Below are 24,291 nucleotides of genomic sequence, written 5' to 3'. Positions count from 1 at the left end.
TCGCGGACAGTATCTGATCTTGTAAAATCCATTCCCGAATTCCTATTCGAGAGCGGCTGCTCCACCGATGATCTCGCTCAACTCAGAAGTAATCTGAGACTGTCGGGCACGGTTGTAACGTGTCGACAGGCTGCGAATCATTTCGTCGGCATTCTCGGTGGCGCCCTTCATGGCGACCATGCGGGCAATCTGTTCGCTGACAGCCGCATCGAGAAAACATTTGAACAATTTGGCTTTGAAGGCCGCAGGGACAATTTCTTCCAGAATCGCTTCAGCACTCGGGAGGAATTCATAGTCCACTGAATGCTTCTGATCAGACTCGGCCTCGGGAGTCGAGAGATTCTGGATCGGCAACAGTGTTTCCCGGATTGCGACTTGTCGAGAGATCGAATGAAATTCGGAGTAAACCACTTCAATTCGATCAACCGCTCCACTGGTGTAGAGTTCTGCAAAGCGATTGGCTAAGTCTTCGACTTCATCGAAGGTCGGCTTGTCTTCGAAATTCGTATAAGTTGCATCGATCTGCTGTCCTTCAAAGTTGAAGTAAGACAGACCACGTTTCCCCGAGACTTCGAGGATCTGATTGATGCGGCCCTTGGAGAGAGCCTTCAATCGTTGATCGGCTATTCGCAGCACACCCGAGTTGTATCCGCCGCACAATCCACGATTGGAAGTCAACACGAGGAGAAGAACACGTTCTTCCTGTTCTCGTTGTTCCAGAAGTGGATGCGTGAATGAAAGTTCGGCAGAGGCTAAGTCGCCGACAATTTCTGCGATTTTCTGCGTATAGGCTTTGGCTTCGGCGGCTCGATCCATTGCTTTTTTGAAACGGGCCGTGGCAATCAGTTCCATTGTCCGCGTAATCTTGCGGATGTTCTTGACTGCCTTGAGTCGTTTAATAATCGCGCGTGCTTTGGCCATGGATTGAAAGTCTTTCGCTGACCGAGGAGCTGACATCGCTCACTAGGTCAAAACCGGAATTGTCGCTGAACTTCTCTTACTGTAAGACAGGCTTCCAGCCTGTCAGCCTTTATTCACTTCATCACTCTTAAAATTCACAAGCAAGACAGGCTGGAAGCCTGTCCTACTTATGTTTATTGCTTAGGAAGCGGAGACGAGCCCGGCTTCTTCGGCGTTTTCAAATTGCTTATGAACCTGAACCCACCATTCTTCCAGAGCATTTTTCAACATTTCAATGCCTTCGTCATCTAAGGCCTGAGTCTCGACGATTCGATCCCGGACTTCAGACTTCTGATCGGACATGAACTGCAACATGTTCTTCTCGGCTTCGGGAACACGAGAGACCGGGACTTTATCGAAGTAGCCGTTACTACCGGCGTAAATCGACATGACCTGATCTTCGACTTCCATCGGCTGATACTGAGGCTGCTTAAGCAGTTCGACCATGCGATAACCGCGATCGAGTTGCTGTTGCGTGGCCTTATCCAGCTCGGTTCCTAGTTGAGCAAATGCTTCCAGTTCACGGAAGGCGGCAAGATCCAGTTTCAAACTCCCGGAAACTTTCTTCATCGCCTTGATCTGTGCATTACCACCCACGCGGGACACACTGATCCCGACGTTGACGGCTGGTCGAACACCGGAGAAGAACAAGTCTGGCTCCAGATAGATCTGACCATCGGTAATCGAAATCACGTTGGTTGGGATGTAGGCCGAAACTTCCCCTTCGAGTGTTTCGATGATCGGCAGAGCGGTCATCGATCCCCCGCCGAGTTCGTCAGACAATTTGGCGGATCGTTCGAGCAGTCGACTGTGACAGTAGAATACGTCCCCGGGATAAGCTTCACGACCAGGGGGGCGTCGCATCAACAGAGACAGTTCACGATAGGCAACAGCCTGCTTGGAAAGGTCATCGTAAACGATGAGTGTGTGCTTGCCATTGTACATGAAGTACTCGGCCATCGAGGCTCCTGCATAGGGAGCGATGTACTGCATGGAGGCAGGATCGGACGAGGTCGCCGCGACGACAATCGTGTAATCCATCGCTCCGTGCTCGGTGAGTGTTTCCACAACTCCGGCAATCGAAGAGGCTCGCACACCACAGCCGACATAGACGCAGATGACGTCTTTGCCTTTTTGATTCAAAATCGCATCAATGGCGATGGCCGTCTTACCAGTTTTTCGGTCGCCGATGATCAACTCGCGTTGACCGCGTCCGACTGGAGTCATGGCATCAATCGCTTTGATTCCGGTCTGCATTGGCTGCTTGACGGGTTGTCGTCCGACAACGCCGGGAGCGGCGGTTTCGAGAGGCCGTCGGTCTCCGGATACGATTGGGCCTTTGCCATCGAGTGGGTTTCCGAGAGGATCGACAACACGACCGACCATCGCATCCCCAACGGGAACCGAGAGCAGGGTGCCGAGTGATTTGACTTCGTCAGCTTCGTTAATTGTCAGGTAATCCCCGAGGACAACGACTCCGACGGAGTTCTCTTCGAGGTTAAACACGAAGCCTTGAACACCACTGGAGAATTCGACCATTTCGCCGGCCATTGCACCAGCCAGGCCATAGCAACGGGCAATGCCGTCGCCGACCTCGGTGACAATACCGACTTCACGGGTTTCAAGCTGGGAGCCGAAGCTCTCAACTTCCTTCTGGATAACTGAAGCGATCTCGTCCGCTTTGAATTTCATGGACATACCTCTGTCGAAGTTGACTCTTAAGTTGTGCGAGTCGGTTTCTGAGGGAACTATCGTAAACGGTATCACCGACCTGAATCACGAGGCCTCCCAACAGAGAAGGCTCGATCTCGACATTAATCACCGGGTCGGCGGAAAGTAATTGTGCTAATTGTTGACGAATCTGCTCGAGCTTTTCATCGCTGATGGCAGATGCAGAGCGAACGATGACCGGCACGCGGCCAGCACGCTTTTGATTCACTTCTGCACAGACATCGTAAATGACCCGGATCAGATCCAGTCGTTCATGGGCGGCGGCGACTTTCAGGAAATTGCCAAACACCTTCGAGGCATAGGGCATGACCGTACGGTCGAGAATCGCCTGCTTATCTTCAACTGAGACAAGCGGGGAAACGAGTTTGCGTTCCATGGCGGGGTAGGCATCAAGCACATCCGTCAGAAACGACCAGAACTCTTCCACTCGTTCATCACCGGAGGGCTCGCCATCCGAGTTGAGATAACCTTCTGCGTAAACCTGTGCAATTGCCTTGAGACTGGGGTCTTCCAGTACATTAGGAACTCGTACAGATTGTTCGAATTGATCGATCATGAGGTTCTTATACCCGAGGTCTCAACAAGCCGCAGAAACAAAATATCTATCACTATTTAGAACGTAATATTAAATCTTCGAGAGCTGAGCCAGCGACTCATCAATCAAACGATTGCGATCATCATCACTCAACGCCCGACCAATGACATGCTCGGTCGCATCTGTGACCTGAGCTGACATTGTCCGGAACAATTCATCCAGAGCCTGATCACGAGCCCGATCGATTTCTTCAATCGCTCGGTTTTTTGTTATCTCGGCTTCTTTTTGTGCAGATGCGACAATTTCCGACTTCGTGTGCTCTGCATCCCGACGAGCTTCTGCGAGAATTTCGCGAACCTCATCCTGAACCGAATCAAGCTTGGCAGCATGAGCAGCCAGCATTTCTTCGGCTCGAATTCGAGCAACTTCCGCATCTTCGATGTTCTTACGGATGTTTTCTTCACGCTCATCAAGAGCAGTGACGATTGGCCCCCAGGCGAATTTCGTCAGGGCAGCCAGCAACAGCAGGAAGACGACGAAGCTGTAAATCGAAAGATCGAGACGCCAGTCTTTGGGCTCGAAGGCCTTCGGCTCGACGGGTGGATCACCAATGTGTCCATGATCGGCATGCGCCTCATGGTCATCACCAGTATGATCACTTTCGTGATCGTCCGGTGAAGACGTTGCATGCGGATCAGCAGGTGCCGTCTCCGGCTGATATGCCGAAACCGAACCTGACGTCAGGCAAAACAGTGCGGCTAAAACCGCGAATGTAGACACAAGCTTCACGAAATCACCTCGACCTCGACGCCAACATTGAACCAGACCAAGCCAGTCCCAGAATCCTGAGACGGACTTCGCAACAGATTAACCGAGCAGCAGAGCTGCGAAACCAAGACCTTCGATAAGAGCGGCAGCAATAATCATTGCAACCTGAATCTTACCGGCCAACTCAGGTTGACGAGCCATGCTCTCAACGGCTGAGCCACCAATGCGACCAATACCAAGTCCGGCACCAATCACAATGAGACCAGCTCCAACTGAAGAAGGAATTGACATTCCGCCATCTTGAGCCAATACGGGGGTTGCCATGATCATGACACCCAGGACCATCATTACAGTTCGGGCAGCTTTAAACACAGCCGTCTCCTCAAATACCTAAACACGAACAGTTACAGGGAATTCAGTCTCGACACGCGAGCCAATTACAAACTTATTGTTTCCGCAAACTTATTGATTCCAAAAAATCAATGCTTATGGATCGACATTCCAATAAACAATGCAGAAAGCATCGTAAACACATACGCTTGAATGAAGGCCACAAGGATTTCCAGTGCACTCAAAACCGTTGCACCCAGAATACCGAAGAAGGCAGCTGTTCCCCACCAGTTGGTACTGGCCGTAGCCACAACCGCACTGAGAACTCCTGCCAGCACCAAGTGGCCAGCAATCATATTTCCAAAAAGTCGAATTGCAAGCACTGCATGCTTGATCACGACCCCAAGAATTTCAATCAGAAAAATCAATAGACGAATCGGCTGCATCAAAATGCTGTCACCAAGATCCGGAGCAAAGTTCAACAAGTACCCACCTGGACCCAGATGCTTAACACCGGAAACCAGTCCGATTACAAAGGTGACCAAAGCCAGGCCAGAGGTCACTTCAATGGAACTGGTGACTGTTCCCAAACCGGGAATCATCCCAATTAAGTTACAGGCCAATATGAAGAAAAACGCGGTCAATAAATAAGGCAGGAAGTGATCGGCGTCTTTATTACCGATTGCCGGCTTGGCAATTTCATCCCGCACATAACTAACAAATGCCTCAAGAATATTATGACGTCGACCTGTCGGGCGACTGATGGTTGCACCACGCTTTGCCAGCCAGATAAATACGCCGCCAACGAGCAAGGCAATGAAGAGTTCAACAACCATCAACTTTGAAATACAGAATCCTGACTCAGCCTGATAGAGATTCTTAAGCTCCCCAAACGGCTGAGGGATAAGAATTTTCCCGGAGAGGTCGTAATTGAATTCCTCAATCGACGCTTCAGGATGAGCCTCGTGCAGAAACTGCATCGATTCCGGCACATCATCAAATGATTGATAATCTCGAGGCCAAAGAGATTTTGGCACCTCGAAATAATAAGCATCTTTTACGTGCAGGACCGGACTGGCCATGAATCACTCGCTCAACATTGTGCCTGCCGGGATACCCCAGCAGCGGAATCATGCGGATTGAAAACTATTTTGCAGACTTTGCAGATGAACGCTCAGCTCGCCGTTTATCCCAACGGTTCACCAGACGAACAGACAATATAGTCTCTGACAATAACGTCAACAGATAACAACAGACAAAAGCGGGAAAAATCTGAGGCTCGTGCAAAAACTTGCTGATTACTGCAACTGTCAGCAGCGGCCCCATTGTCCGAATCAGAATGGAACCCAGACTTCCCACAAAATCGGCACCCATTCGGAAGCACGACTCCTGCACCAGCAGGGCCGTCACTCCAAATCCGATGCAGACACCAGCAGCCAGAGCATAAGGCCCCGTTGCCGCTTCACCAAACGCCTGCCGCCATGCCACCCCGACGCATCCGAGTAGCAAGACCAGCCAGATTGTGAGAGTGAGCGCTTCTCGCATTCCACGCTTCAGGCGAAAGAAAACTGTTCAGTAAAGGCAGGCACGATATCATCATCGACTTGCCAAGGATACCTATCATGACAAGTGCAACCCCAAATGTCGCCCCTGGCAATGCGGCAACTTGTCGCAAGCAGTAATCAGACGCGCCCATAGCATTTCGCAAAGGAAATGCTTATGTGCAAAGAGGATGCTCGGCGACTGGCTGTACTGGAAAAACTCCTTGCCAATTTTTGAAGGGTGTTAATGGCAAGTGATTTAATGCTGGCAAGTCTTTATCAGCATCTTCTGGTTTGGAATTTCCATTACGAGGTGAGAGAAGTGGGCTGTCAATTAGCTTCCAGCAGCATCCCCCCGGTGAGGAGATCAAATCACTTCGATGTACTATAAACCACATTTCCCACAAGGTCATGAGGTTTGCGTTTTGCTTGGTAGGCTCCGATAGGTTCTCTGGGATCAGGTCTTCCCGGCCAGTTGCAACACAGAGGAGAAGAAAGTTCCGGAGATACCATAAATATGCATCCGTGTCATAAAAGTGGTACTTACTTTCTGCCTGCTCACCGTAAACAAGCTCCCGATAGGAAAAAGTGCCGCTTCTGATCAGTCGATCTTGCCTTGTGAGAAATACACTTCGCCAGGCAGCAATCCGATAAATCTCTGCAAGCAGATTGGGATTTGACTTTATAAATTCAAGCTCAACTTTTGCGGCGGCAATCTGGAATCGATAAGCAATTCGATTCTGCTTGTCTCTGTTATTGTCGTAAGGGGCGAAATTTGCGAGAGGCATCACGATGTCTTCTGAGGCCATCAGCAGGCGGATAGAATCTTGGGATGTGGAATTCATCATCTCTCGAATATAGATCTTCATCGCTGCATCCTCATTCCCCTCCATTTCCTGCATCATATTCCTGAAGAGCGGATAGCCTTCCGAGAGCACTTTAGACCAATGCTCCTGCAGTGCATCCGGCACAGTTTTACTAGAATTGACAGGCTCAGCCTTATAGTCTTTTCTTATACTGGAAATTCTCCGGCAGTACTCAAGTACAATCACCTCAACCTTTTCAGTATTCTTCGGCTTGGCACTAATCTCCCGACCCTTTGAGTAAAAAGCGTTCATGCAGATGATGGCTAAGCACAGGCATATCATTAGTGGGACTCGATAAATCACTCGAAAAACTCCTGCTTCAATGAATCTAATTTGATTATCCGAGGCATCATAAAAAAAGGGACAACCCTTCCGGGTCGTCCCTTTTTTTGTTTCAGTATTCACAAATGCTTAAGCCGTGGCTACCGCTTCCTCTTCAACGATTGGCGTTTCGATTTCGCCATCGAGGAGAGGATACATCGCATCGACAAAGCCTTTGAGGTGGTTGCTGCGGGTTTGGTGCTGCAGTTTTCTCAGGGCTTTGGATTCGATCTGACGAATACGTTCGCGGGTCACTTTAAAGATGCGGCCGGTTTCTTCGAGCGTGTAGCTGTAGCCATCGCCCAGGCCGTATCGCAGTTTGATGATTTCGCGTTCGCGATAAGTCAGGCTCTTGAGCACGTGGTTGATCTTGTCCCGCAGCATCTGCTGCATGGCGGTGTCAGCTGGCGTGCTTTCGGATTCATCCTGCAGGAAGTCACCAAAGCTGCTGTCCTCAGATTCGCCAACCGGCGTATCGAGACTGACAGGGTGTTTCCAGGTTTTCATGATCCGTTCAGTCTCTTCGACTGACATATCAATCGCCGCGGCCAGTTCTTCCATCGTTGGTTCGCGTCCGGTTTCCTGGCGAATCTGCTCAGCTTTCGCCTTGAGTGTTGAAATACTCTGGAACATGTGGACGGGAATACGAATGGTTCTCGCGTGATCGGCTACCGCTCGCGTGATCGCCTGGCGAATCCACCAGGTCGCGTAAGTCGAGAACTTGTAGCCACGACGATATTCGTACTTCTCGACACCTCGCATCAGGCCGGCATTGCCTTCCTGGATCAGGTCGAGGAAGCTCAAGCCACGATTACGGTATTTTTTAGCAATCGAAACAACGAGACGCAGATTTCCGCCGGAGAGTTTCTGCTTGGCATCGGTCCAGAAAGCGAAGCGACGGCGGATTTCACGGGATCGCTGTACGAATTCATCGGGTGTTTCGAGCACCTCATAGACGATCTCGGAAAGTTCATTCTGCATCAGCTCGAGATCGTGAGCAGCAGAAGGAATTCGCTTGAGTCGCTTAATATCACGCTGCAATTGCAGAACACGCTCTGCGACTTGCTCCATCCGCTTAATGACAGGTTGGAGTCGCTGGGTTCGCAGGCTCAGCTCTTCTGCCAGACAAGTCATTTTTCGGCGACGGACGATCATCCGTTCGTGAGCTTCTTTGCGCTCTTCTTTAGTGGCGGACTCTGACATGCGAATCTGGAAATCTTCGCGGTTACGAGCCATCAGATGCCGCAATGTTTGCAGATTTGGTTCCATACGTCCGAGGATCTGCTCTTTCTGAGCATTCTCAGTTTCGGAAGTCCGCAGAGTCCGTTCAAAGGGTAGCTCGCCGGAGTGAACTTTTTCGAACATCTCGACAATGATGCCGAGCGTGTAGTCGGATTCGACAGCTGTTCTACGGAATCGCTTCCGAGTCACTTCGATTTGCTTGGCCAGGAAAATTTCGTCGGCTCGTGTCAGCAGGGGAATATTCCCCATCTGGCTTAAGTACATACGAATCGGGTCCCGTGAAGAAACTGGTGTTTCCGGGCCGATCAGAGAACGAGCGACATCGTCACCGGTTTCGCTGTCTTTCTTTGATTCTTTCTGACCCTTCTCCGGCTTCAGCGGCATCCGGGCAGCCGGATCGTCGTACATGTCGAGGCCGAGTTCGTCGAGAGCCAGAACGATTTGATCGATCAGCGTCGGGTCGCCTCCCTCATCGGGAAGATACTCGTCCATTTTCTGATAGCTGAGTCGTGTGTTCTGAACCGTGATATCCATCAACGGCTGAATCGATTCGCTGAATCGAGGCACCATAAACTCCCTCACTTGGGTAAAAAAGGAATAAAAATCGCGTTTCTCCATCACGCGGCCAATTCCTGTCGATCGTGGTTTTCAGTGTCTCTCTGAAAGCAGGAATGAAGTCTCCCACCATGCCAACGATTGATCAGGATTACAAGTCTCGCTCAATGCCACTCGAAGAAAATCGCCAAAATGCAAATCATGAAATACAAATGTAATTTGCATGAGGCCTCTTTCCTCGCGGGGCTGACTTTCAATAGTCCGTTCAACAGCCTCAATTGTGCTGCGAACTGTTTATCTGCGTACGTCCAAATTGGCAGGCAGATTATGTTGTGAAGCCAACTGTTAAGAAAGTACTGGCTGGGAAGCGGGCCGGAACTGGCTCGGCTGACTGACAATCCATGTCGTTTCGTATCACGGGAAAATCCTTTTCAATGAGACGTGCTCAAAGAGACGTTTCGCCCGGGCTTTCTCAGCGATATTGTAGAGTCCCTTGGAGGCTCTACTTTTGCCGGGCCCGTAGCAGTAACACATGCATCCTTGCGATGGTTTGAGTTTGTGAATCGACTCCAATTCACAAATGAGTATGTACAAGAGGTGTAATGTTTACCAGCCGATAAAATTTTTGAACTGGCCTTGCCTCTCTCTGTTTGCCATGCTACCACCAAATGAAAAGTCGTCTACGAAAAAAACAGAGAATCCTCAAAAAACTATCAATTGGCTAGTGACGCATTCATGGCGATTGATGAGTTGACCATCTGGTCAGGTGGCGAGCGGGGTTTCTCCATGAATTTTAGCTTGACAGACTTTCAAATCCGCTCGGAGTTGCTACACTTGCAGCTTGCTCGCGAGATAATAGAGACGCCTCTGCCGAGACAATATTGTAGTTGCAGAGGGCGTGAATGCGGAAATATGCCTATTTTTACGGTGTATTGACTGAGCCCCCGCAGTTCTCATCGCCTGCCAGAAGACATTCCCTTCGTTCCCGGTACGGTCTGTTGCAGACTTAATTACTGAGGCGAAGTTGAGTATAAGTAGAAGAAATTCCCGTAAAATACCTGTTATCGCTGAGGAGAGCAGAGTGTCTGTTCGAATTCGAATGAAAAAGATGGGGCGAACCCATCGCCCGTTCTATCGCATTTGTGTGATGGATTCGCGTAAGCCACGAGATGGCAAGTCCATCGAAGAGATTGGGACCTATGATCCCATGGTCCGTGAGAAATCACAACGTGTTGCGATAAAAATGGATCGAATTGACTACTGGCTATCTGTCGGTGCTCAGCCTACTGAAAAAGTGGGAGTCCTGATCCGTAAGGTTCGGGAAGGGGATTGGGGAGTGACTAAAGAGCCGCCTCCGATGACCGCTCCCAAAGCTCCTGAGCCGGAAGCTGCTCCAGAAGCAGAAGCCTCTGCTGAGGAAGCTCCTGCCGCTGAAGAAGCGACCGAAGGCTAAGCTGGCAGACCGTTTCGGTCCGGCTGGATAAAGATATTTGTTGGGGCTGGTTTCGTGCGGTTTGATGTTTTGACATTATTTCCGGGGCTTTTTGAAGGATTCCTTCACGAAAGCCTGCTTAGCAAAGCCTTGCAGCGAGAATTACTGGAGATTCATCTCTGGGATTTTCGGGAATGGGCCTTGGATAAGCATAAGTCAGTCGATGACCGTCCCTACGGGGGTGGTCCTGGAATGCTGCTCAGCTGCGATCCAATTTTTCGCTGTTACGAGCATGTCCAGACTCAAGCGGAAGTTCCAGGGGAATTGATCATGCTTACGCCGTATGGGCAAAGGCTGGATCAGTCTCTGGTGGAAGAATTAGCGGAAAAACCTCGACTCATCTTCCTGTGTGGACGATACGAAGGATTTGACGAGCGAATTTCTCTGGGGCTCAAGCCTCGGGAAATTTCGATTGGTGATTTTATTTGCAATGGCGGCGAAGTGCCGACCATGGTTATGATTGAAGCCGTCATGCGACTGATTCCGGGTTTGCTCGGAGATGAGGAAAGTGCCCGAAAAGATTCCTTTTCGCAGGAAGGCTTGTTAGAGTACCCTCAATATACAAGGCCTCAAACTTATCGGGGCATGTCTGTTCCAGATATTCTCCTGAGTGGCGATCACGAAAAAGTGGATCGCTGGAGAGAGGAAATGAGTCGGGAACGGACTCAAAAACGAAATGAATCATCTCGCAAATGTGATTAGTAAACACTGCGGGATTTTATATACTGTTGCCATTATTTTGATGATTAAACCAGGCCCTGGCGGGCATCCGATTGAGGATAGAGTGCGATGAGAAATCGACAGGAACTTCTAAAATCTGTAGAGCAGTCCAGTTTGCGGGAAACGCCGCTCAAATTCGAAGTGGGCGATACCGTCGACGTTCACACCCGAATTCTGGAAGGTGATAAAGAACGCATCCAGGTCTTCAATGGTGTTATCATTGGAACCTGTGGTGGTGGAACCCGTGAAAGCTTCACAGTTCGCCGAATTGTCGCTGGCCAGGGAGTCGAGCGATCGTTCCCGGTTCACTCACCTAAAGTCGCTGAAGTGGTTGTCTTACGACATGCTCGCGTCCGTCGTGCGAAACTGTTCTACCTGCGTGACCGCGTTGGTAAGGCGACTCGTCTGCGTGAACGCCGTGCGAAAGTCGGTGAAGTCGAAGCCGCAGTCAAGAAGTAATTCGTGAGCAACCCCGGTGGATCTGCTCAGATGGCTAAAGCAACATTTTCATCCTCGTTTGACCACTGGTCAGCGAGGAGAAAATGAAGCCGCTCGATATCTCAAGCATCGCGGCTTCAAAATTCTGCACCGCAACTATAAAAATACGTTCGGTGAAATCGATCTGATTGCTCAAGACGGTTCGCAACTCGTCTTCATCGAAGTCCGCACTCGCTCAGCAGAGAAGCAGGGCCATCCCGCGGAAACAATTGGCTTAGTTAAACAGCGAAAAATTTCGCGTACTGCTCTCGGATACCTCAAATATCACAACCCCGCCGGGTTGTCTGCTCGCTTTGATGTCGTCACAATCCTGTGGAACGAAAACGCAGGTATCGACAAAATCGACTATTTCCCCAATGCATTTCTCGTAACGGAGTAATACAAGCACGAATCGCGAGCGAGTGAGTCAGAGCTTGGTTAAACACACTCGCTCGCGCTTCGTGCTTGTAGGATGAAATCATCTCTTTGTTTCCTAAGCGAACTTTGTGTTTTCAATTCCTGTCCATGATATGGTACGATCCGCTATTGGTTGATCAGAGTATTCTATTAATGTATGAGTGAGTAATGTCAGAACAGATTCAATTTGCAGACCGTGGTGAAAAACAACAGATCGAGCAGGGGCTCGAACTGGCTCCCAAGTTTGATGCCAATGGTTTGATTCCCGCTATCGCCACCGATTACGAAACCGGCACACTACTGATGGTAGCATATATGAACGAGGAAGCCCTTAAGCAAACCGTCGCTCTGGGCGAAGCGGTTTATTATAGCCGTTCCCGTCAGGAACTCTGGCACAAGGGAGCAACCAGCGGCCACGTTCAAATTGTCAAGGAAATCCGCGTGGATTGCGATCAAGATGCAATCTGGCTGCGGGTCGATCAACAGGGCAAAGGCGCCTGTCACGTCGGTTATCAGAGCTGTTTCTATCGAGCGGTTGATCGCGAGAATCTGTCGGATAATCAACCTGTGCCGCTCGTGATTACGGAAACTGAAAAGTCGTTTGATCCGAAATCGGTTTATAAATAGTGAATAGTCGCTAGTTAATAGTGATTAGTATTTGTCAATCGGCCAGTCTAAATTCGGATATTGTCACGATCGTCTTTTGAACTTCACATAATTCATTCTCTATACTCATCTGCAGCTACTGTTGCAGAACCTGCCATGGCTCGTCGACGGATTTCGACTGAAGAAACTCAACAATTACGTCAGCGGATAGCCAGGGAAGCGGCTCGCTTAATTGCCCGGGGTAAAGTCCGCAACTTTCACACGGCTCGGATGCGAGCGATGCGCTGGCTCAGTCAACAAAAGTTGACTTCGGCTCAGGTTCCGACTCAGGAAGAGGTGATGCAGGAGCTCGATCGGATCACGTCCGTCAGTGATGCCTACCGCGATGAAGGGCTGCAGTATCTGATTGACGAAGTCGCCAGCCTGCTCAAACTCTTCAAGCCATTGCTTTACATCGATGGTCAGGCGATGCAGTCTCGTGACACTCCGCTTTGCCACTGGATTGTCTCCGGATATAAGCACAACGCGCAAGCGAGTGAGCCAACCGATCCTGCAATACACTCGCTTGCGCTTCGTGCTTGTCTGGATTCGTCTCATAGTAAGCTGGAACCAATTGAACCTCCTGACTGGGCCACGGACTCGTATCAATTCAGCAATGGAATCGGGCATCAAATTTATCTCGATCCGACTCTGGAAAGCACGGATCAAATCACTCGGGAATTGAAAGGCCAGAATGTGACCTTTCACGAACGCAACGTACAGACTGCTTCAGAACTGGATGAGACCTCTGAGGAACTCAGTTGGTCGGATACTTTTAGGCCGCTGCTTGAGCGTCTTGAAAGTTTTCACTGGGATTATGCCGAGCACCCCGAAGGCGATGCCCTGTACCATTCGCTGCAGGTTTATGATCTCGGACGAAACCTGCACCCTTACGATGTCGAATTTCAATGGGCTTGTCTGCTGCACGACGTCGGCTTTGTTGTCGATCCCCGCTTGCCGGAAGAAGCGGCTTTGCGTGTTCTTTCGGGGCGTGTCACCGAACGAGTCGAGTTTCTCGTGGGTAATCTTTCCTCTGCTCACCGCTTTTTGAAACACGAAACGCAGGCGAAATCGTTGCGGAAATCCGAAAGTTTCGAAGAACTCCTGGACCTCGCCCGCTGCGATCGCGATGGCCGTCAGCCCGGAAAGGTCGTTCCGACCCTCGAAGAAGCTTTGGAACAACTCGAATCGCTTGAAGAAGACTGGTCCGATGAGCCAGCAGAATGATTCAAGGCTTCTTCTTCTTCTTCTTCTTCTTCCTGGATTCTTCCTTCCAGTTTTCACCATTGTCACTAGGCATCGACTCCTGCCATTCAACCACCCGCTTTTTCAGCCGATTGACAATTTCCGGATTAGCAGCCGCAACATTCTTCGTTTCACCCCGATCATTCTTCAGATCGTACAATTCTGCCTGACTGCCATCATATTCACACAGAAGTTTCCAGTCCCCATCCCTGACTGCCAGATCCGGCAGATCCTCAACGCCGTAAAAAGAATCTCGATCAGGTGGACGCCGGAAATAAATCGGCTGCTGGCGTGACTTATCAGATTGACCAAGTAAGACGTCAGCCAGATTCTCCCCATCAAAATCAACATTCTTCGCCGGCTCGGTTCCTGTAATCTCCAGCAGGCTGGGAACCAGATCGATTGCGGCAAAAACGGATGTTTGGTTCACGCGACCATGAACGGACTCGTCCATTAAACCGGGCCCCCATGCAATTAGGGGCGAGCGAATTCCCCCCTCATACAACATTGTTTTGTGACCACGAAATGGACCAGCGGAACCTGCTCCCGGTTCGGGGCCGTTGTCTGAACAGATCAAAATCAATGTGTTCTGTTTCAGCTGCGGGTCGCTTTGGATGACATCAAACAACTCGCCGAGTTGCTCATCCATTGTTTCGAGAACTCCGAGATATAACTCCCGTTTTGAGCCATCACCGCGACGAGCTTCCGGGGGATACCAGGGGCCGTGTACATCATCGGGCCAGAGGTTGATATAAAACGGTTTGTCCCGCCGCTGGCTTTGCCGAATGAATTCGATAGCGGCCTGCGTGAAAGACTGCGTGACGAGTGAGCGATCGACCCATTCGATTGTGCCGCGACCCAATGTATCAGACCCCAGGGCATGTCTTTTAATCGGTTTGCCATTATGAGCATCGCATAAGGCCAGCACGCGGGGACCAAGACCCTCGAAGTTAGTGAGCGATTTGTCGAAGCCGTAGTCAGTAATCAGCGGAGCTTCGCCAACATCCCGCTGCCCACCCAGATGCCATTTCCCGAAATGCCCCGTCGCATAACCTGCTTTGTGCAGCATGTTTCCCAGCACCGGAGCATCCAGATCCAGCCAGTTCGCCACTCCTCTGCTTTTATTCAAAGCTCGGGAAGCCAGATACGAATTGATTTGCCATCGCTGCGGATATTGGCCTGTTGTGATCGCGGCTCGCGAAGGAGAGCAGATGGGGGAATTCACATAGAATTGCTCAAACCGGATCCCCTCCTCGGCGATCCGATCGATATGCTCGGTGGTTGCATCTCGATTCCCAAAACAGGAAAAGTCTTCCCAGCCCATGTCGTCAATAAAAATCAGCACAACGTTTGGCTGTGATTCTGCAATGCTCGAATTGAGTGGTATCAGCAAAAAAGCGACTAAAACTACACAATTCAATAAGCGTGGCATCATTTTCTCCTGAAAAACTCTTGAACGCATCAATTAAAACTTATCAAGTTTAGGGGGAAAATTCACCGACAGCTCTGACATTTCTCAGAAGAGTTGACAATAATCCGGAGTCGGTCATCCTGAGGAAATCGTATTCGTGTATTCGTTATCAATTGCAAGAGTTAGAGCATATTCAAAAATGAACTGCAGCGTCCGGCGGGAGCAAACAGAGCGTTTTCCGGGCATAGGCGTCCAGGCGACTGCAGGAACCATTTGAAAATGGTCTTATTGCAAAGATGTGAGAAAAACCATGCTCAGCGGTCCCCTCTTAACTGCCGAAGAATTCCTGGATCGCCGTTTCTCCCTGCCGGAAAGTGGGCAATGGGCAGAGTTGCACGCGGGGGAAGTGCATTTGTTTCAGCCGCCCGATCTTGATTTTGGCAACGCGGTGCTGAATCTCTCGAAACTCTTTGCCGACTATGTTCAGAAGTATCAGCACGGCTATCCCTGTTTCGATTTGGGACTGCTGATGGAAACCGCACCCGATACCATTTTCTTTCCCGCAGCCAGCTATTTTCTGGATGGAAAGCGATTCACCGAAACCGATAAAGCGATCACAGAAACCATTCCGTCTCTGGTGATCGAACTTGCCTCGACGGGCGATCGCAAGCAGGTCATGTTGCGGCGAATCGAAAACTATCTGGCCTGGGGAGTGCAGGAAGTCTGGGTGCTTGAACCAAAAGCTCAGCAGGTGACTGCCGTCAATCCGCAAACCGGCGAAGTCACTTTTCAAGAAGGAGATCGGCTGATCTCCAATCAACTTCTCCCCAATTTTCAATGTGACGTCGAAAAACTCTTCGTCGAACCAAGCTGGTGGAATGCGATGTGAATCATCGAAGTGAGATTATGGGTAGCGGGGGCGCTCCGCCTTAGCCGAAGCCCCCGATATTCGACACTTCGGGGGCTTCTCATCGAGAGCGTCCCCGCCACCCAGAACGAATTCTCTCGTTTAGTGAGCTTTGTTTTAGGCAATTTTCAAATAGTTTCTGCAGTCGCTTGGACTCCAAATGACCATAAAACACTGAGTTTGCTCCTGCCGGACGCTGCAGGCAATTTTTGAATATGCGCTAGGTTACAGCCGTGGCAATCTCTGAGGCGGGAGCTTCAACAGGTTTTTTTTGGGGGCGATCCGGTGCAAGGATTTCCATCACGCTGCGAATCATGGCAGGGACATTCAAGACGATCGCCACGATTGCCGCAACCATCAGAATACCGATCGCACCTCCCGCATAGGATCCACTGCCAATGGCGTTGATGGTGGAAATCGGATCGGTGATCTGCAGCAGGCTGTACGGGGGATTGTAGTTGTCGTAATAATCCATCGCCGAGAGGATCATGTGGGGCATGATCGAGGCAATTGCAAAGATGATGATCAGCAAGGTACGTGCGTGCATCGGTTTGAGTTCGTTCGAAATCTTGAGCAGTCTTCGCGAAATCATGCTGCCCATGCACATGTAGATCACCATGTAAGCTACGATTGCAAAGCTGACCTGCAGAAATTCGGGATCAATCCGCGTCACAAATGGCTGAATTCCCAGCATAATTCCCATCAGAATTAACAGATTCATCAGCACGAGAATCAAGCCGCGTGTTCCGCCCGGCATGAAGGGAACGAGGAACAGTCTGAGAATGCCGCGTTGAGGCAGGTCCCGACGGATTCGCCGCGAGAGATAATCGCGTTCCATCGTAATGAAGAACCCGAATATTCCCCAGTGGATGAGTGTTAATATCACGATGATCGCAAAGACTTCGTCATCAATTGAAGTTCCCATAAACCAGGCGTAGCCCACTGTCACCGCCCACACCAGCAGCATTTGAGCCGTTGCCACCAGTCGGACACCAGTCGATTTATTGCCGGACTCATACATCAATTGCGAGATGGTAATCTGCAGGAACAGAAAGAAGTACGAAATCCCGATCAGTAAGAAACAAATCAATACGGCAAAGAACTCGGGCTCAGCTGTAATTTCTCCCTGCAGCATGGCGAATGAAAATCCCATCATCGAACTGAACGCCATCACCAGGCCACCGACAATAAATAGCGAACTGAGTGTCTGAATCTGGCGATTTTGTCCTACCGTGCTTAGCATCAGTGTGAACGTGCAAAGCAGTATCGAAACGCCCAGCAACACGAGCAGTAAAACGCTTGTCCCGAACAGGTCAAACCCCTGCAGCAACGACGTAAAGGCTATAAACGGAGCGATTGCCGAGTAGTAAACGAGAATCTGCACGACCGAATTGGATAGTTTGCCCAACACAATCTGTCGAGGTGTTAACGAAGTGATGCTCAGTAATTCATAGGTTTGCGAGTCCTGCTCCGTCAGTAAGCTGCGAAAGGCTCCAAAGGGGACAATCACAAGCACGGCTGCACTCAGAACGAAAAAGAACGCTTGAAAGAATTCCCGGCTCGGTGTGCCATATTCAAGCGACATTCCGGCCATCGCGACCCCGAACATGCAGATCAGCCAGGAGGCGATCAACAGCAGCATGAATGTCGCCACAAATGACCGACTCTTCAACGCCTGACGAGTTTCCTTCACCAGAATCGGATTCATCCAGTCGCTAAATCGCTCAATCGGCGAATCTGTCATCTGCAGTACACTCATCTAGCCTACCCGATCAAAAAACAGCTGAGGTTGTCGTAAAAACGAATTGAAACAAATCAATGTGGTTGGCACGTCCCAGAACGAAGTGATGGGCGTGGCGATTACAAACGACCACACTCTTCGCTTTACTCATGGTCGTGCCACCCTGATCTGCAACTCATTGAACAATACAATGTTGAAGACATCAATAAAGATTATGCCCAATTTGACCAGACAATGCACCAGAGTAGAATAATATGATATAATCAATCTCAGATGTTAATACGGAAATCAGCGTGCGTCGATCAATATTTCTGCCGTGATTTCCTGAATAACAAAGAAAATCCTCCCACCTTACGATCGTTGTTTTCCCATGAAATCTCTCCTCCGAATTTCAACAATCATGCTCACTTTCGCAGTACTTGCGGTGCAAGTAAAGGCTGCTGAACCAGCAAAGATCAGTTTCAATCAGGATGTCCGTCCTATTCTTTCGGACCGCTGTTATTTCTGTCACGGGCCCGATCCGGCTCATCGTGAAGCCGACCTCCGGCTCGATGACCGCGATGTCGCTCTCGAATTTCTAGCGATTGTGCCGGGCAAGCCGGACGAAAGTGAACTGATCCGCCGCATCGAATCGCACGATCCCGACGAACAAATGCCGCCGCCGGCTTCCAAGCGAATGATTTCAGCTGAGGAAATCGACACCCTGCGAAGCTGGATTACTCAGGGAGCCGAGTATCAGCAGCACTGGTCGTTCCGCCGCATTGAAGAAACGGCTGTTCCAGAAATTGCAGATTCGACCTGGCCGACGAATGAAATCGATCATTTCATTTTGCAGGCATTGAAAGAGCGTCAACTCCAACCCAATCAGCCCGCGAACCGAGAAACCCTGCTTCGCCGAGTGACATTCGACTTAACAGGATTACCTCCGACGCTTGAGGAACTCGATGCGTTTCTGCTGGATGAATCGCCAAAGGCTTACGAAAAAGTTGTCGACCGCTTACTCGCTTCTCCTGCCTACGGCGAGCGGATGACGTCTGAATGGCTCGATGTTGCACGTTACAGCGACACCTATGGCTATCAGGTTGACCGCGACAGATTCGTCTGGCCTTGGCGGGATTGGGTCATCAACTCTTTTAATCAGAATCTGCCTTACGACCAGTTCATCACCGAACAACTGGCAGGCGACCTGCTGCCGAATCCGACGCAGGATCAGATTCTCGCCACGACGTTCAATCGACTGCATCCCCAGAAAGTGGAAGGGGGCAGTGTGCCGGAGGAATTCCGGATTGAATATGTCGCAGACCGAACACAAACATTCGCGACGGCATTCCTCGGCCTGACAATGGAATGTGCCCGCTGTCATTCCCACAAGTACGATCCGCTCACGCAAACCGAGTACTATCAAATCTCCTCCTTCTTCGACAATATTGATGAAGCGGGACTGTATTCGTTTTTCACTTCCGCAATCCCGACACCGACGCTGCTGTTAACTAACGATCAACAGAAGCAGCAGATTGCCGATTTGCAGAAAGCGATTACAGAAAAAGTCTCTGAGGAAGCACAATTGAGGCAAGAGGCTCATTCCCGGTATGAAGAGTGGCGAGTTGGTGATCACTCGGAATTGATCAAAGACCAGCAAAAACTGATTCCTGATCAAATTGCTCATCTGGATTTTGAATCGGGTTCTTTCGGAAATAACACATCAGTTCCCGGTGTTCATGGGCAAGCCGTAAAACTGACGGGCGATGATGCGATCAATCTCGAAGTTGGCAATTTCCGACGGTTTCAACCTTTCTCTGTCAGTCTCTGGATGCAGACTCCCGATGTGAAAGAACGCGCGGTCATCTTCCATCGTTCCCGTGCCTGGACCGATGCCGCCAGTCGTGGGTATGAAATGCTGATCGAAGAGGGGCGCCTTTCGGCTTCGCTGATTCACTTCTGGCCCGGCAACGCGATCAGCATTCGGACAAAAGACAAGATTCCTACATCCGAATGGCTGCATGTGGCAATGACTTATGATGGTTCGAGCCGAGCAGGGGGGATTGGACTGTGGATCAACGGAGTAAAAGCTGAGACGGAAATCATTAGAAATCAGCTTCAGAAAAATATCACCGGTGGTGGGGGCGATAACATTGCGATTGGCGAACGTTTTCGGGATCGCGGCTTTAAAAACGGACTCGTCGATGATTTCAAAGTGTATCAACGTGAGTTGACTCTGGTCGAAGTTGCAGACCTCGCCGAACGACAGTCTCTCGAATCCATTCTGGCGATGACCACTGAAGAACGGACTCCCGAACAACTTTTTCGGATCAAGACCTATTACCTGTCCAACTTCGACGAGGCTTATCGAAAGCATCTCGAAGAATTGCGATCGATGCGGGAAAAACTTTGTAACCTGCTCGATCCCGTTTCGGAAATCATGGTGATGCGGGAGCGGGAAGAGCCTCGACCAACTTATCTGCTGAATCGGGGAGATTACACGCAGCCGGCTGATGAAGTTCGTGATGAAATCCCAGCCGTGCTGAATCCATTTCCTGAGGGAGCCCCGCGAAATCGACTCGGTCTCGCAAAATGGTTGATTGACCGAGACAATCCGCTGACGGCTCGGGTGACCGTCAATCGTTACTGGCAGATGTTGTTCAGTCAGGGACTCGTCCGCACGCCGGAAGATTTCGGTAGTCAGGGCGTCCCTCCGACTCATCCGGAATTGCTCGACTGGCTGGCACTCGACTTCATGACACACAACTGGGATGTCAAACGACTGCTCAAACAGATCGTCATGTCGAACACTTATCAGCAGTCCTCGCAGGTAAAGCCAGAAGACCTTAAACGTGATCCCGAAAATCGCTGGCTTGCCCGCTTTCCCGCTCGGCGTCTGCCAGCCGAGATGCTGCGGGACAATGCGTTGGCAGTCAGCGGACTGCTCGTGGAAAAAGTCGGCGGAGCTCCTGTCAAACCGTACGAAGTCGAAGACTCCTTCAAGCCGACTCCCCGCAGCAAGGGCGAAGGTTTGTATCGCCGCAGCCTCTACACCTACTGGAAACGAACAGGACCCGCTCCTGCGATGATGACCTTCGATGCCTCCAAGCGAGATGTCTGTCAGGTCAAACGCGAAAAAACATCCTCACCACTGCAAGCCTTCATCATGATGAATGGCCCCCAATTCGTCGAAGCGGCTCGCAATCTGGCCGAAGAAAGTTTGCGGCTACATCCTGAAGATTCAACCGCAGCGATAACGCGAATGTTTCGCCAGCTAACCTCGCGGGCTCCTTCCGATCAGGAAATGAGCGTGCTCAATAATCTATACCAGCAGAATCGGACTCACTTTCAGACAAACCCCGAAGCCGCTCTGAGCTACTTGAAGATCGGCGATAAAACTCGCGATGAATCTCTCGAACCCGCTCAATGCGCTGCACTGACTGTCGTAGCGAATACACTACTAAATTACGACGAAACCATGATGCAGAGGTAAACCAGCAGCATAATAGCAATCAACACAAGCACGAAGCGCAAGCGAGTGTGTTGAAAGACACATGGACACACTCGCTTGCGCTTCGTGCTTGTATGCTGCCACCCGGGATTGATGGTTATGATTTACTTCTTGGTGCTGAACCGAAACACTGTCGTTGTCTCGTACTCTTCACCGGGCTTTAACAAGGTACTCGGGAAGTTTGGTTGATTGGGGCTATCGGGATAATGCTGCGTTTCCAGGCAGAAACCGCCTCGTTTCACATACGGTTTACCCGACTTTCCTTTCAGGCGTCCATCCAGAAAGTTGCCGCAATAAAATTGAATGCCCGGTTCTGTCGTTTCAATTTCCATCACTCGGCCTGTGGTCGGTTCATGAACACGAGCGGCTAAAGTCAGGCCCTCTTCGTCTTCACGATCAATCACCCAGTTGTGATCATACCCAAGCCCATAGATCAGTTGCTGATGGTCCTCGTCGATCTCTTTGCCGATTGTTTTCGCTTTGGTGAAATCGAAAGGAGTCTCTTTGACCTCTGCCAATTCGCCAGTGGGGATTGCTCCAGAGTCAGTCGGAGTGTACTTGCTCGCGTTGAGCATTAATTCGTGATCGAGAATCGTCCCTTCGCCTTCTCCCTTGAGGTTGAAGTAGGTGTGCTGAGTCAGGTTGATGTGCGTCGCTTTATCGGTGGTTGCGAGATAATCGACCTTTAACTCGTTCTTGTTGTTGAGCGTATAAGTGACACTGACTTCCAGATTTCCGGGATAACCTTCTTCCATATCCTTAGCCAGATAAGTCAACTTGAGCGCCTGCCAGCCATTGCCTTCCATCGGCTCAGCATTCCAAACAACCTTATCAAATCCGATCGTTCCACCATGCAAATGATTCTCGCCATTATTCACTGCCAGCGAATAGGTTTCACCATCGATCTCAAATTGGCCCTTGGCAATCCGGTTGCCGTAACGTCCGACAATCGCCCCAAAATAAGGTTTATCGACCGCATTGATATAGTCTTCAACCCGGTTGTAACCCAAAGCAATATCACCCGCTTTGCCGTTCTTATCGGGCACGATTATCGAGGTAATAATCGCTCCGTAATTGGTGATTTTCACCGTCATGCCGGAGTTGTTTTTGAGCGTATAAAGTTTGATGCTGTCAAAGTCTTCGGTTTTAATCGCAGCCGAACTCATTTGGGGAACTCCCAGAAAGATCATCATCAGGAACAGGATCTGTAATTTCATCAGGTGTCTCCTCAGAGAATTATGGAGTAGGAACCAGCACACTGAAGTCGGCGAAACTGGCGTAAATCGTGAAGACGATCGCGATCAAAATCAACCCGACAGGCTTGGCAAATTTCCAGGGTGTCATGTCGACGGCGCCAACATCTTCCTGAATAAACTCGGTTTCACGGGGATAGATTTCCCCGATGACAAGCATCAGAATGATCAACCAGCTGAAGACGATCCCGAGGAAATTGAACTCGTGCATCGATGCGACAATCTTGTCGAAAGGAGACACAAAATAGCCGGTCGCGATCAGGCCAAAGCCAACGATCAAAGCTAATTTTGCAGCAAAAGCCGGCACTCTTTTCGTCAGCATACCAACCAGCACAACGGCAAAAATGGGGATGAAATACATCCCGTTCATTTTCTGAAGATAGCCAAAAATGCTTGAGGTATTAGCGAGTAGCGGGGCAATCGACATGGCAGCGACGGCAACTATCCAACCAAAAAGTTTCCCGCTGCGAACCACCTGTTCTTCGGTGGCTTCTGGCACGAACACGTTCTTATAGAGACCGAGGCTGAACAGAGTACAGGCGCTGTTAAGAGCCGAGTTGAAACTGGAGAGAATCGCACCGATCATGGCCGCCGCGAAAAAGCCTGTCAGGGGAGCCGGCAGTACTTTATTCACGAGCAATCCATAAGCATGGTCAGCCTTAATGTCTTGCCCTGCGAAAATGGAAAAGGCGATCATACCGGGAATTACCAGATACAGTGGCCCTAACAGCTTCAAAGCCCCTGTTAACAAAACTCCCTTCTGACCTTCAGCCAGGCTGCTCGCGCCAAATGTCCGTTGAATAATTTGTTGATTAGTCGTCCAATAAAATAGATTCAGCAGAAAAATACCTGAAAAAATTGTCGCAAAGGGAACTGAGGATTCCGGGCCACCAACGGAGTTGAATCGAGAACGTTGTTCCTCAACCAGCGTGTTGAATCCAGCCGAGATCCCTCCATCTCCACCCATGCTTGCCAATGCAAAACCAGTAATCAGAAAACCGCCGATCAGAAGTCCAATCCCATTGATGGTATCAGAGACTGCGACGGTTCTGAGTCCTCCGAACAAGGCGTAAATCGAACCGATAATCCCAACGGCCCAGACAATCAGCCACAATGCCATTGTGCCGGGAGCCATTCCCATTTGCTCAGGAAAGGTCCCAAGCATCGAAGGAATATCGAGAATACCTATCATTCCCGTCGCACCTGAGTAAAGAATGATCGGCAATAGAATTCCGACGTAAGCGAGCAGGAATATGAGATTCGTAATCAGTTGGGTCTGATGATCAAAGCGGATCTCCAGATATTGAGGCACGGTCGCGACACCACTTTTGAGAAAGCGTGGCAGGAAAAACCAGGCCATGAAGACCAGGGCGACCACGCAAACCACTTCCCAAACCATCACACAAAGACCATCGTTGAAGGCGGCTCCATTCAATCCCACCATCTGCTCGGTCGAGAGATTTGTCAGCAGGAGCGAGCCGGCAATCAGGGGAAAACTGAGAGATCGTCCTGCCAGGAAATATCCCTGCGTGCTTTCATGGTCATCTTTCCGCGTGATGATCCAAGTGAGTAAACCGACCAGTCCGGTAAAAAACAGGAATGAAATGATAGTGACAATATCCAAGTGACTCAGCCTCTCGAAGC

Annotated in this window: 21 protein-coding genes; 8 read left to right on the top strand and 13 right to left on the bottom strand. The window is 50.2% G+C overall.

Features of this window, described 5'->3' with window-relative positions; genetic code table 11:
- Positions 1-42: 42 nt before the first annotated feature.
- The 9 genes from atpG to Pan54_RS18235 all read right to left on the bottom strand — a co-directional run bounded on the left by atpG (position 43) and on the right by Pan54_RS18235 (position 8,864).
- Positions 43-921: an ATP synthase F1 subunit gamma gene (gene atpG / locus Pan54_RS18275; protein ID WP_146504849.1), complete on the bottom strand. Its 879-nt coding sequence runs from the start codon at positions 919-921 to the stop codon at positions 43-45.
- Between the two features lie 180 nt (positions 922-1,101).
- Positions 1,102-2,652, bottom strand: coding sequence for a F0F1 ATP synthase subunit alpha (atpA, locus tag Pan54_RS18270; RefSeq protein ID WP_146504848.1), 1,551 nt, complete (start codon positions 2,650-2,652; stop codon positions 1,102-1,104).
- Entirely contained in the window at positions 2,603-3,247 is a 645-nt protein-coding gene (gene atpH, locus Pan54_RS18265) for an ATP synthase F1 subunit delta (RefSeq protein WP_146504847.1), read from the bottom strand. The genes atpA and atpH overlap by 50 nt, the downstream gene beginning before the upstream one ends.
- Before the next feature lie 69 nt (positions 3,248-3,316).
- Positions 3,317-4,015 carry a F0F1 ATP synthase subunit B gene (atpF, locus tag Pan54_RS18260; protein WP_165441843.1) on the bottom strand — a complete coding sequence of 233 codons (699 nt, stop codon included), beginning with the start codon at positions 4,013-4,015 and terminating at the stop codon, positions 3,317-3,319.
- A 78-nt stretch (positions 4,016-4,093) separates the two neighbouring features.
- The gene (atpE, locus tag Pan54_RS18255; protein ID WP_146506488.1) at positions 4,094-4,285 is read right to left on the bottom strand and encodes an ATP synthase F0 subunit C; all 192 of its coding nucleotides are present in this window, start codon (positions 4,283-4,285) and stop codon (positions 4,094-4,096) included.
- 188 nt (positions 4,286-4,473) lie between these two features.
- Positions 4,474-5,406 carry a F0F1 ATP synthase subunit A gene (gene atpB / locus Pan54_RS18250; protein WP_146504845.1) on the bottom strand — a complete coding sequence of 311 codons (933 nt, stop codon included), beginning with the start codon at positions 5,404-5,406 and terminating at the stop codon, positions 4,474-4,476.
- 64 nt (positions 5,407-5,470) lie between these two features.
- Positions 5,471-5,869 carry a hypothetical protein gene (locus Pan54_RS18245; protein ID WP_146504844.1) on the bottom strand — a complete coding sequence of 133 codons (399 nt, stop codon included), beginning with the start codon at positions 5,867-5,869 and terminating at the stop codon, positions 5,471-5,473.
- A 172-nt stretch (positions 5,870-6,041) separates the two neighbouring features.
- The gene (locus Pan54_RS18240; RefSeq protein ID WP_146504843.1) at positions 6,042-7,136 is read right to left on the bottom strand and encodes a hypothetical protein; all 1,095 of its coding nucleotides are present in this window, start codon (positions 7,134-7,136) and stop codon (positions 6,042-6,044) included.
- A gap of 6 nt (positions 7,137-7,142) precedes the next feature.
- Positions 7,143-8,864 (bottom strand): sigma-70 family RNA polymerase sigma factor, encoded by a 1,722-nt coding sequence (locus Pan54_RS18235; protein WP_207310174.1) that lies wholly within the window; start codon positions 8,862-8,864, stop codon positions 7,143-7,145.
- Positions 8,865-9,930: 1,066 nt separating this feature from the next.
- Here Pan54_RS18235 and rpsP point away from each other — a divergent pair.
- The 6 genes from rpsP to Pan54_RS18205 all read left to right on the top strand — a co-directional run bounded on the left by rpsP (position 9,931) and on the right by Pan54_RS18205 (position 13,827).
- A complete protein-coding gene (rpsP, locus tag Pan54_RS18230; RefSeq protein WP_146504842.1) occupies positions 9,931-10,302 on the top strand; it encodes a 30S ribosomal protein S16 in 372 nt (123 codons plus the stop codon).
- A 54-nt stretch (positions 10,303-10,356) separates the two neighbouring features.
- Positions 10,357-11,043, top strand: coding sequence for a tRNA (guanosine(37)-N1)-methyltransferase TrmD (gene trmD, locus Pan54_RS18225; protein WP_146504841.1), 687 nt, complete (start codon positions 10,357-10,359; stop codon positions 11,041-11,043).
- Between the two features lie 87 nt (positions 11,044-11,130).
- The gene (rplS, locus tag Pan54_RS18220) at positions 11,131-11,520 is read left to right on the top strand and encodes a 50S ribosomal protein L19 (protein ID WP_146504840.1); all 390 of its coding nucleotides are present in this window, start codon (positions 11,131-11,133) and stop codon (positions 11,518-11,520) included.
- Between the two features lie 16 nt (positions 11,521-11,536).
- Entirely contained in the window at positions 11,537-11,938 is a 402-nt protein-coding gene (locus tag Pan54_RS18215; RefSeq protein WP_207310173.1) for a YraN family protein, read from the top strand.
- A gap of 185 nt (positions 11,939-12,123) precedes the next feature.
- Positions 12,124-12,582 (top strand): phosphoribosyl-AMP cyclohydrolase, encoded by a 459-nt coding sequence (gene hisI, locus Pan54_RS18210; RefSeq protein WP_146504839.1) that lies wholly within the window; start codon positions 12,124-12,126, stop codon positions 12,580-12,582.
- 135 nt (positions 12,583-12,717) lie between these two features.
- Positions 12,718-13,827: a hypothetical protein gene (locus Pan54_RS18205; RefSeq protein WP_146504838.1), complete on the top strand. Its 1,110-nt coding sequence runs from the start codon at positions 12,718-12,720 to the stop codon at positions 13,825-13,827.
- A gap of 1 nt (position 13,828) precedes the next feature.
- On the opposite strand, the gene Pan54_RS18200 is transcribed toward Pan54_RS18205, so the two are convergent.
- Positions 13,829-15,277 (bottom strand): sulfatase-like hydrolase/transferase, encoded by a 1,449-nt coding sequence (locus Pan54_RS18200; RefSeq protein WP_146506485.1) that lies wholly within the window; start codon positions 15,275-15,277, stop codon positions 13,829-13,831.
- A gap of 289 nt (positions 15,278-15,566) precedes the next feature.
- On the opposite strand from Pan54_RS18200, the gene Pan54_RS18195 reads away from it, so the two are divergent.
- Positions 15,567-16,145, top strand: a complete 579-nt coding sequence (locus tag Pan54_RS18195) for a Uma2 family endonuclease (protein WP_146504837.1) — start codon at positions 15,567-15,569, stop codon at positions 16,143-16,145.
- A 238-nt stretch (positions 16,146-16,383) separates the two neighbouring features.
- Here the strand turns inward: Pan54_RS18195 and Pan54_RS18190 are convergent, their stop codons facing one another.
- Positions 16,384-17,922: a hypothetical protein gene (locus Pan54_RS18190; protein ID WP_146504836.1), complete on the bottom strand. Its 1,539-nt coding sequence runs from the start codon at positions 17,920-17,922 to the stop codon at positions 16,384-16,386.
- Positions 17,923-18,274: 352 nt separating this feature from the next.
- On the opposite strand from Pan54_RS18190, the gene Pan54_RS18185 reads away from it, so the two are divergent.
- Positions 18,275-21,376: a DUF1553 domain-containing protein gene (locus Pan54_RS18185; RefSeq protein WP_146504835.1), complete on the top strand. Its 3,102-nt coding sequence runs from the start codon at positions 18,275-18,277 to the stop codon at positions 21,374-21,376.
- 122 nt (positions 21,377-21,498) lie between these two features.
- Here Pan54_RS18185 and Pan54_RS18180 read toward each other — a convergent pair whose 3' ends face one another.
- Complete coding sequence (locus Pan54_RS18180) at positions 21,499-22,587, bottom strand: aldose epimerase family protein (RefSeq protein WP_390621952.1); 1,089 nt, start codon at positions 22,585-22,587, stop codon at positions 21,499-21,501.
- 43 nt (positions 22,588-22,630) lie between these two features.
- A complete protein-coding gene (locus Pan54_RS18175) occupies positions 22,631-24,271 on the bottom strand; it encodes a solute:sodium symporter family transporter (RefSeq protein WP_146504833.1) in 1,641 nt (546 codons plus the stop codon).
- Positions 24,272-24,291 lie beyond the last annotated feature (20 nt).

Source organism: Rubinisphaera italica, from assembly GCF_007859715.1.
Taxonomy (GTDB): domain Bacteria; phylum Planctomycetota; class Planctomycetia; order Planctomycetales; family Planctomycetaceae; genus Rubinisphaera; species Rubinisphaera italica.
This window is presented reverse-complemented; position numbering and strand designations above follow the sequence as displayed.

Excerpts from the sequence above, each read along its gene's own strand:
- hisI (WP_146504839.1), top strand. The coding sequence starts at position 12,124 with ATGTCAGAACAGATTCAATTTGCAGACCGTGGTGAAAAACAACAGATC.
- Pan54_RS18195 (WP_146504837.1), top strand. The coding sequence starts at position 15,567 with ATGCTCAGCGGTCCCCTCTTAACTGCCGAAGAATTCCTGGATCGCCGT.
- Pan54_RS18235 (WP_207310174.1), bottom strand. The coding sequence starts at position 8,864 with ATGGTGCCTCGATTCAGCGAATCGATTCAGCCGTTGATGGATATCACG.
- atpG (WP_146504849.1), bottom strand. The coding sequence starts at position 921 with ATGGCCAAAGCACGCGCGATTATTAAACGACTCAAGGCAGTCAAGAAC.
- Pan54_RS18245 (WP_146504844.1), bottom strand. The coding sequence starts at position 5,869 with ATGCGAGAAGCGCTCACTCTCACAATCTGGCTGGTCTTGCTACTCGGA.
- atpA (WP_146504848.1), bottom strand. The coding sequence starts at position 2,652 with ATGAAATTCAAAGCGGACGAGATCGCTTCAGTTATCCAGAAGGAAGTT.
- Pan54_RS18200 (WP_146506485.1), bottom strand. The coding sequence starts at position 15,277 with ATGCCACGCTTATTGAATTGTGTAGTTTTAGTCGCTTTTTTGCTGATA.
- rplS (WP_146504840.1), top strand. The coding sequence starts at position 11,131 with ATGAGAAATCGACAGGAACTTCTAAAATCTGTAGAGCAGTCCAGTTTG.
- Pan54_RS18185 (WP_146504835.1), top strand. The coding sequence starts at position 18,275 with ATGAAATCTCTCCTCCGAATTTCAACAATCATGCTCACTTTCGCAGTA.
- Pan54_RS18180 (WP_390621952.1), bottom strand. The coding sequence starts at position 22,587 with ATGATGATCTTTCTGGGAGTTCCCCAAATGAGTTCGGCTGCGATTAAA.
- atpH (WP_146504847.1), bottom strand. The coding sequence starts at position 3,247 with ATGATCGATCAATTCGAACAATCTGTACGAGTTCCTAATGTACTGGAA.
- atpE (WP_146506488.1), bottom strand. The coding sequence starts at position 4,285 with ATGTCAATTCCTTCTTCAGTTGGAGCTGGTCTCATTGTGATTGGTGCC.
- Pan54_RS18205 (WP_146504838.1), top strand. The coding sequence starts at position 12,718 with ATGGCTCGTCGACGGATTTCGACTGAAGAAACTCAACAATTACGTCAG.
- Pan54_RS18190 (WP_146504836.1), bottom strand. The coding sequence starts at position 17,922 with ATGAGTGTACTGCAGATGACAGATTCGCCGATTGAGCGATTTAGCGAC.
- atpB (WP_146504845.1), bottom strand. The coding sequence starts at position 5,406 with ATGGCCAGTCCGGTCCTGCACGTAAAAGATGCTTATTATTTCGAGGTG.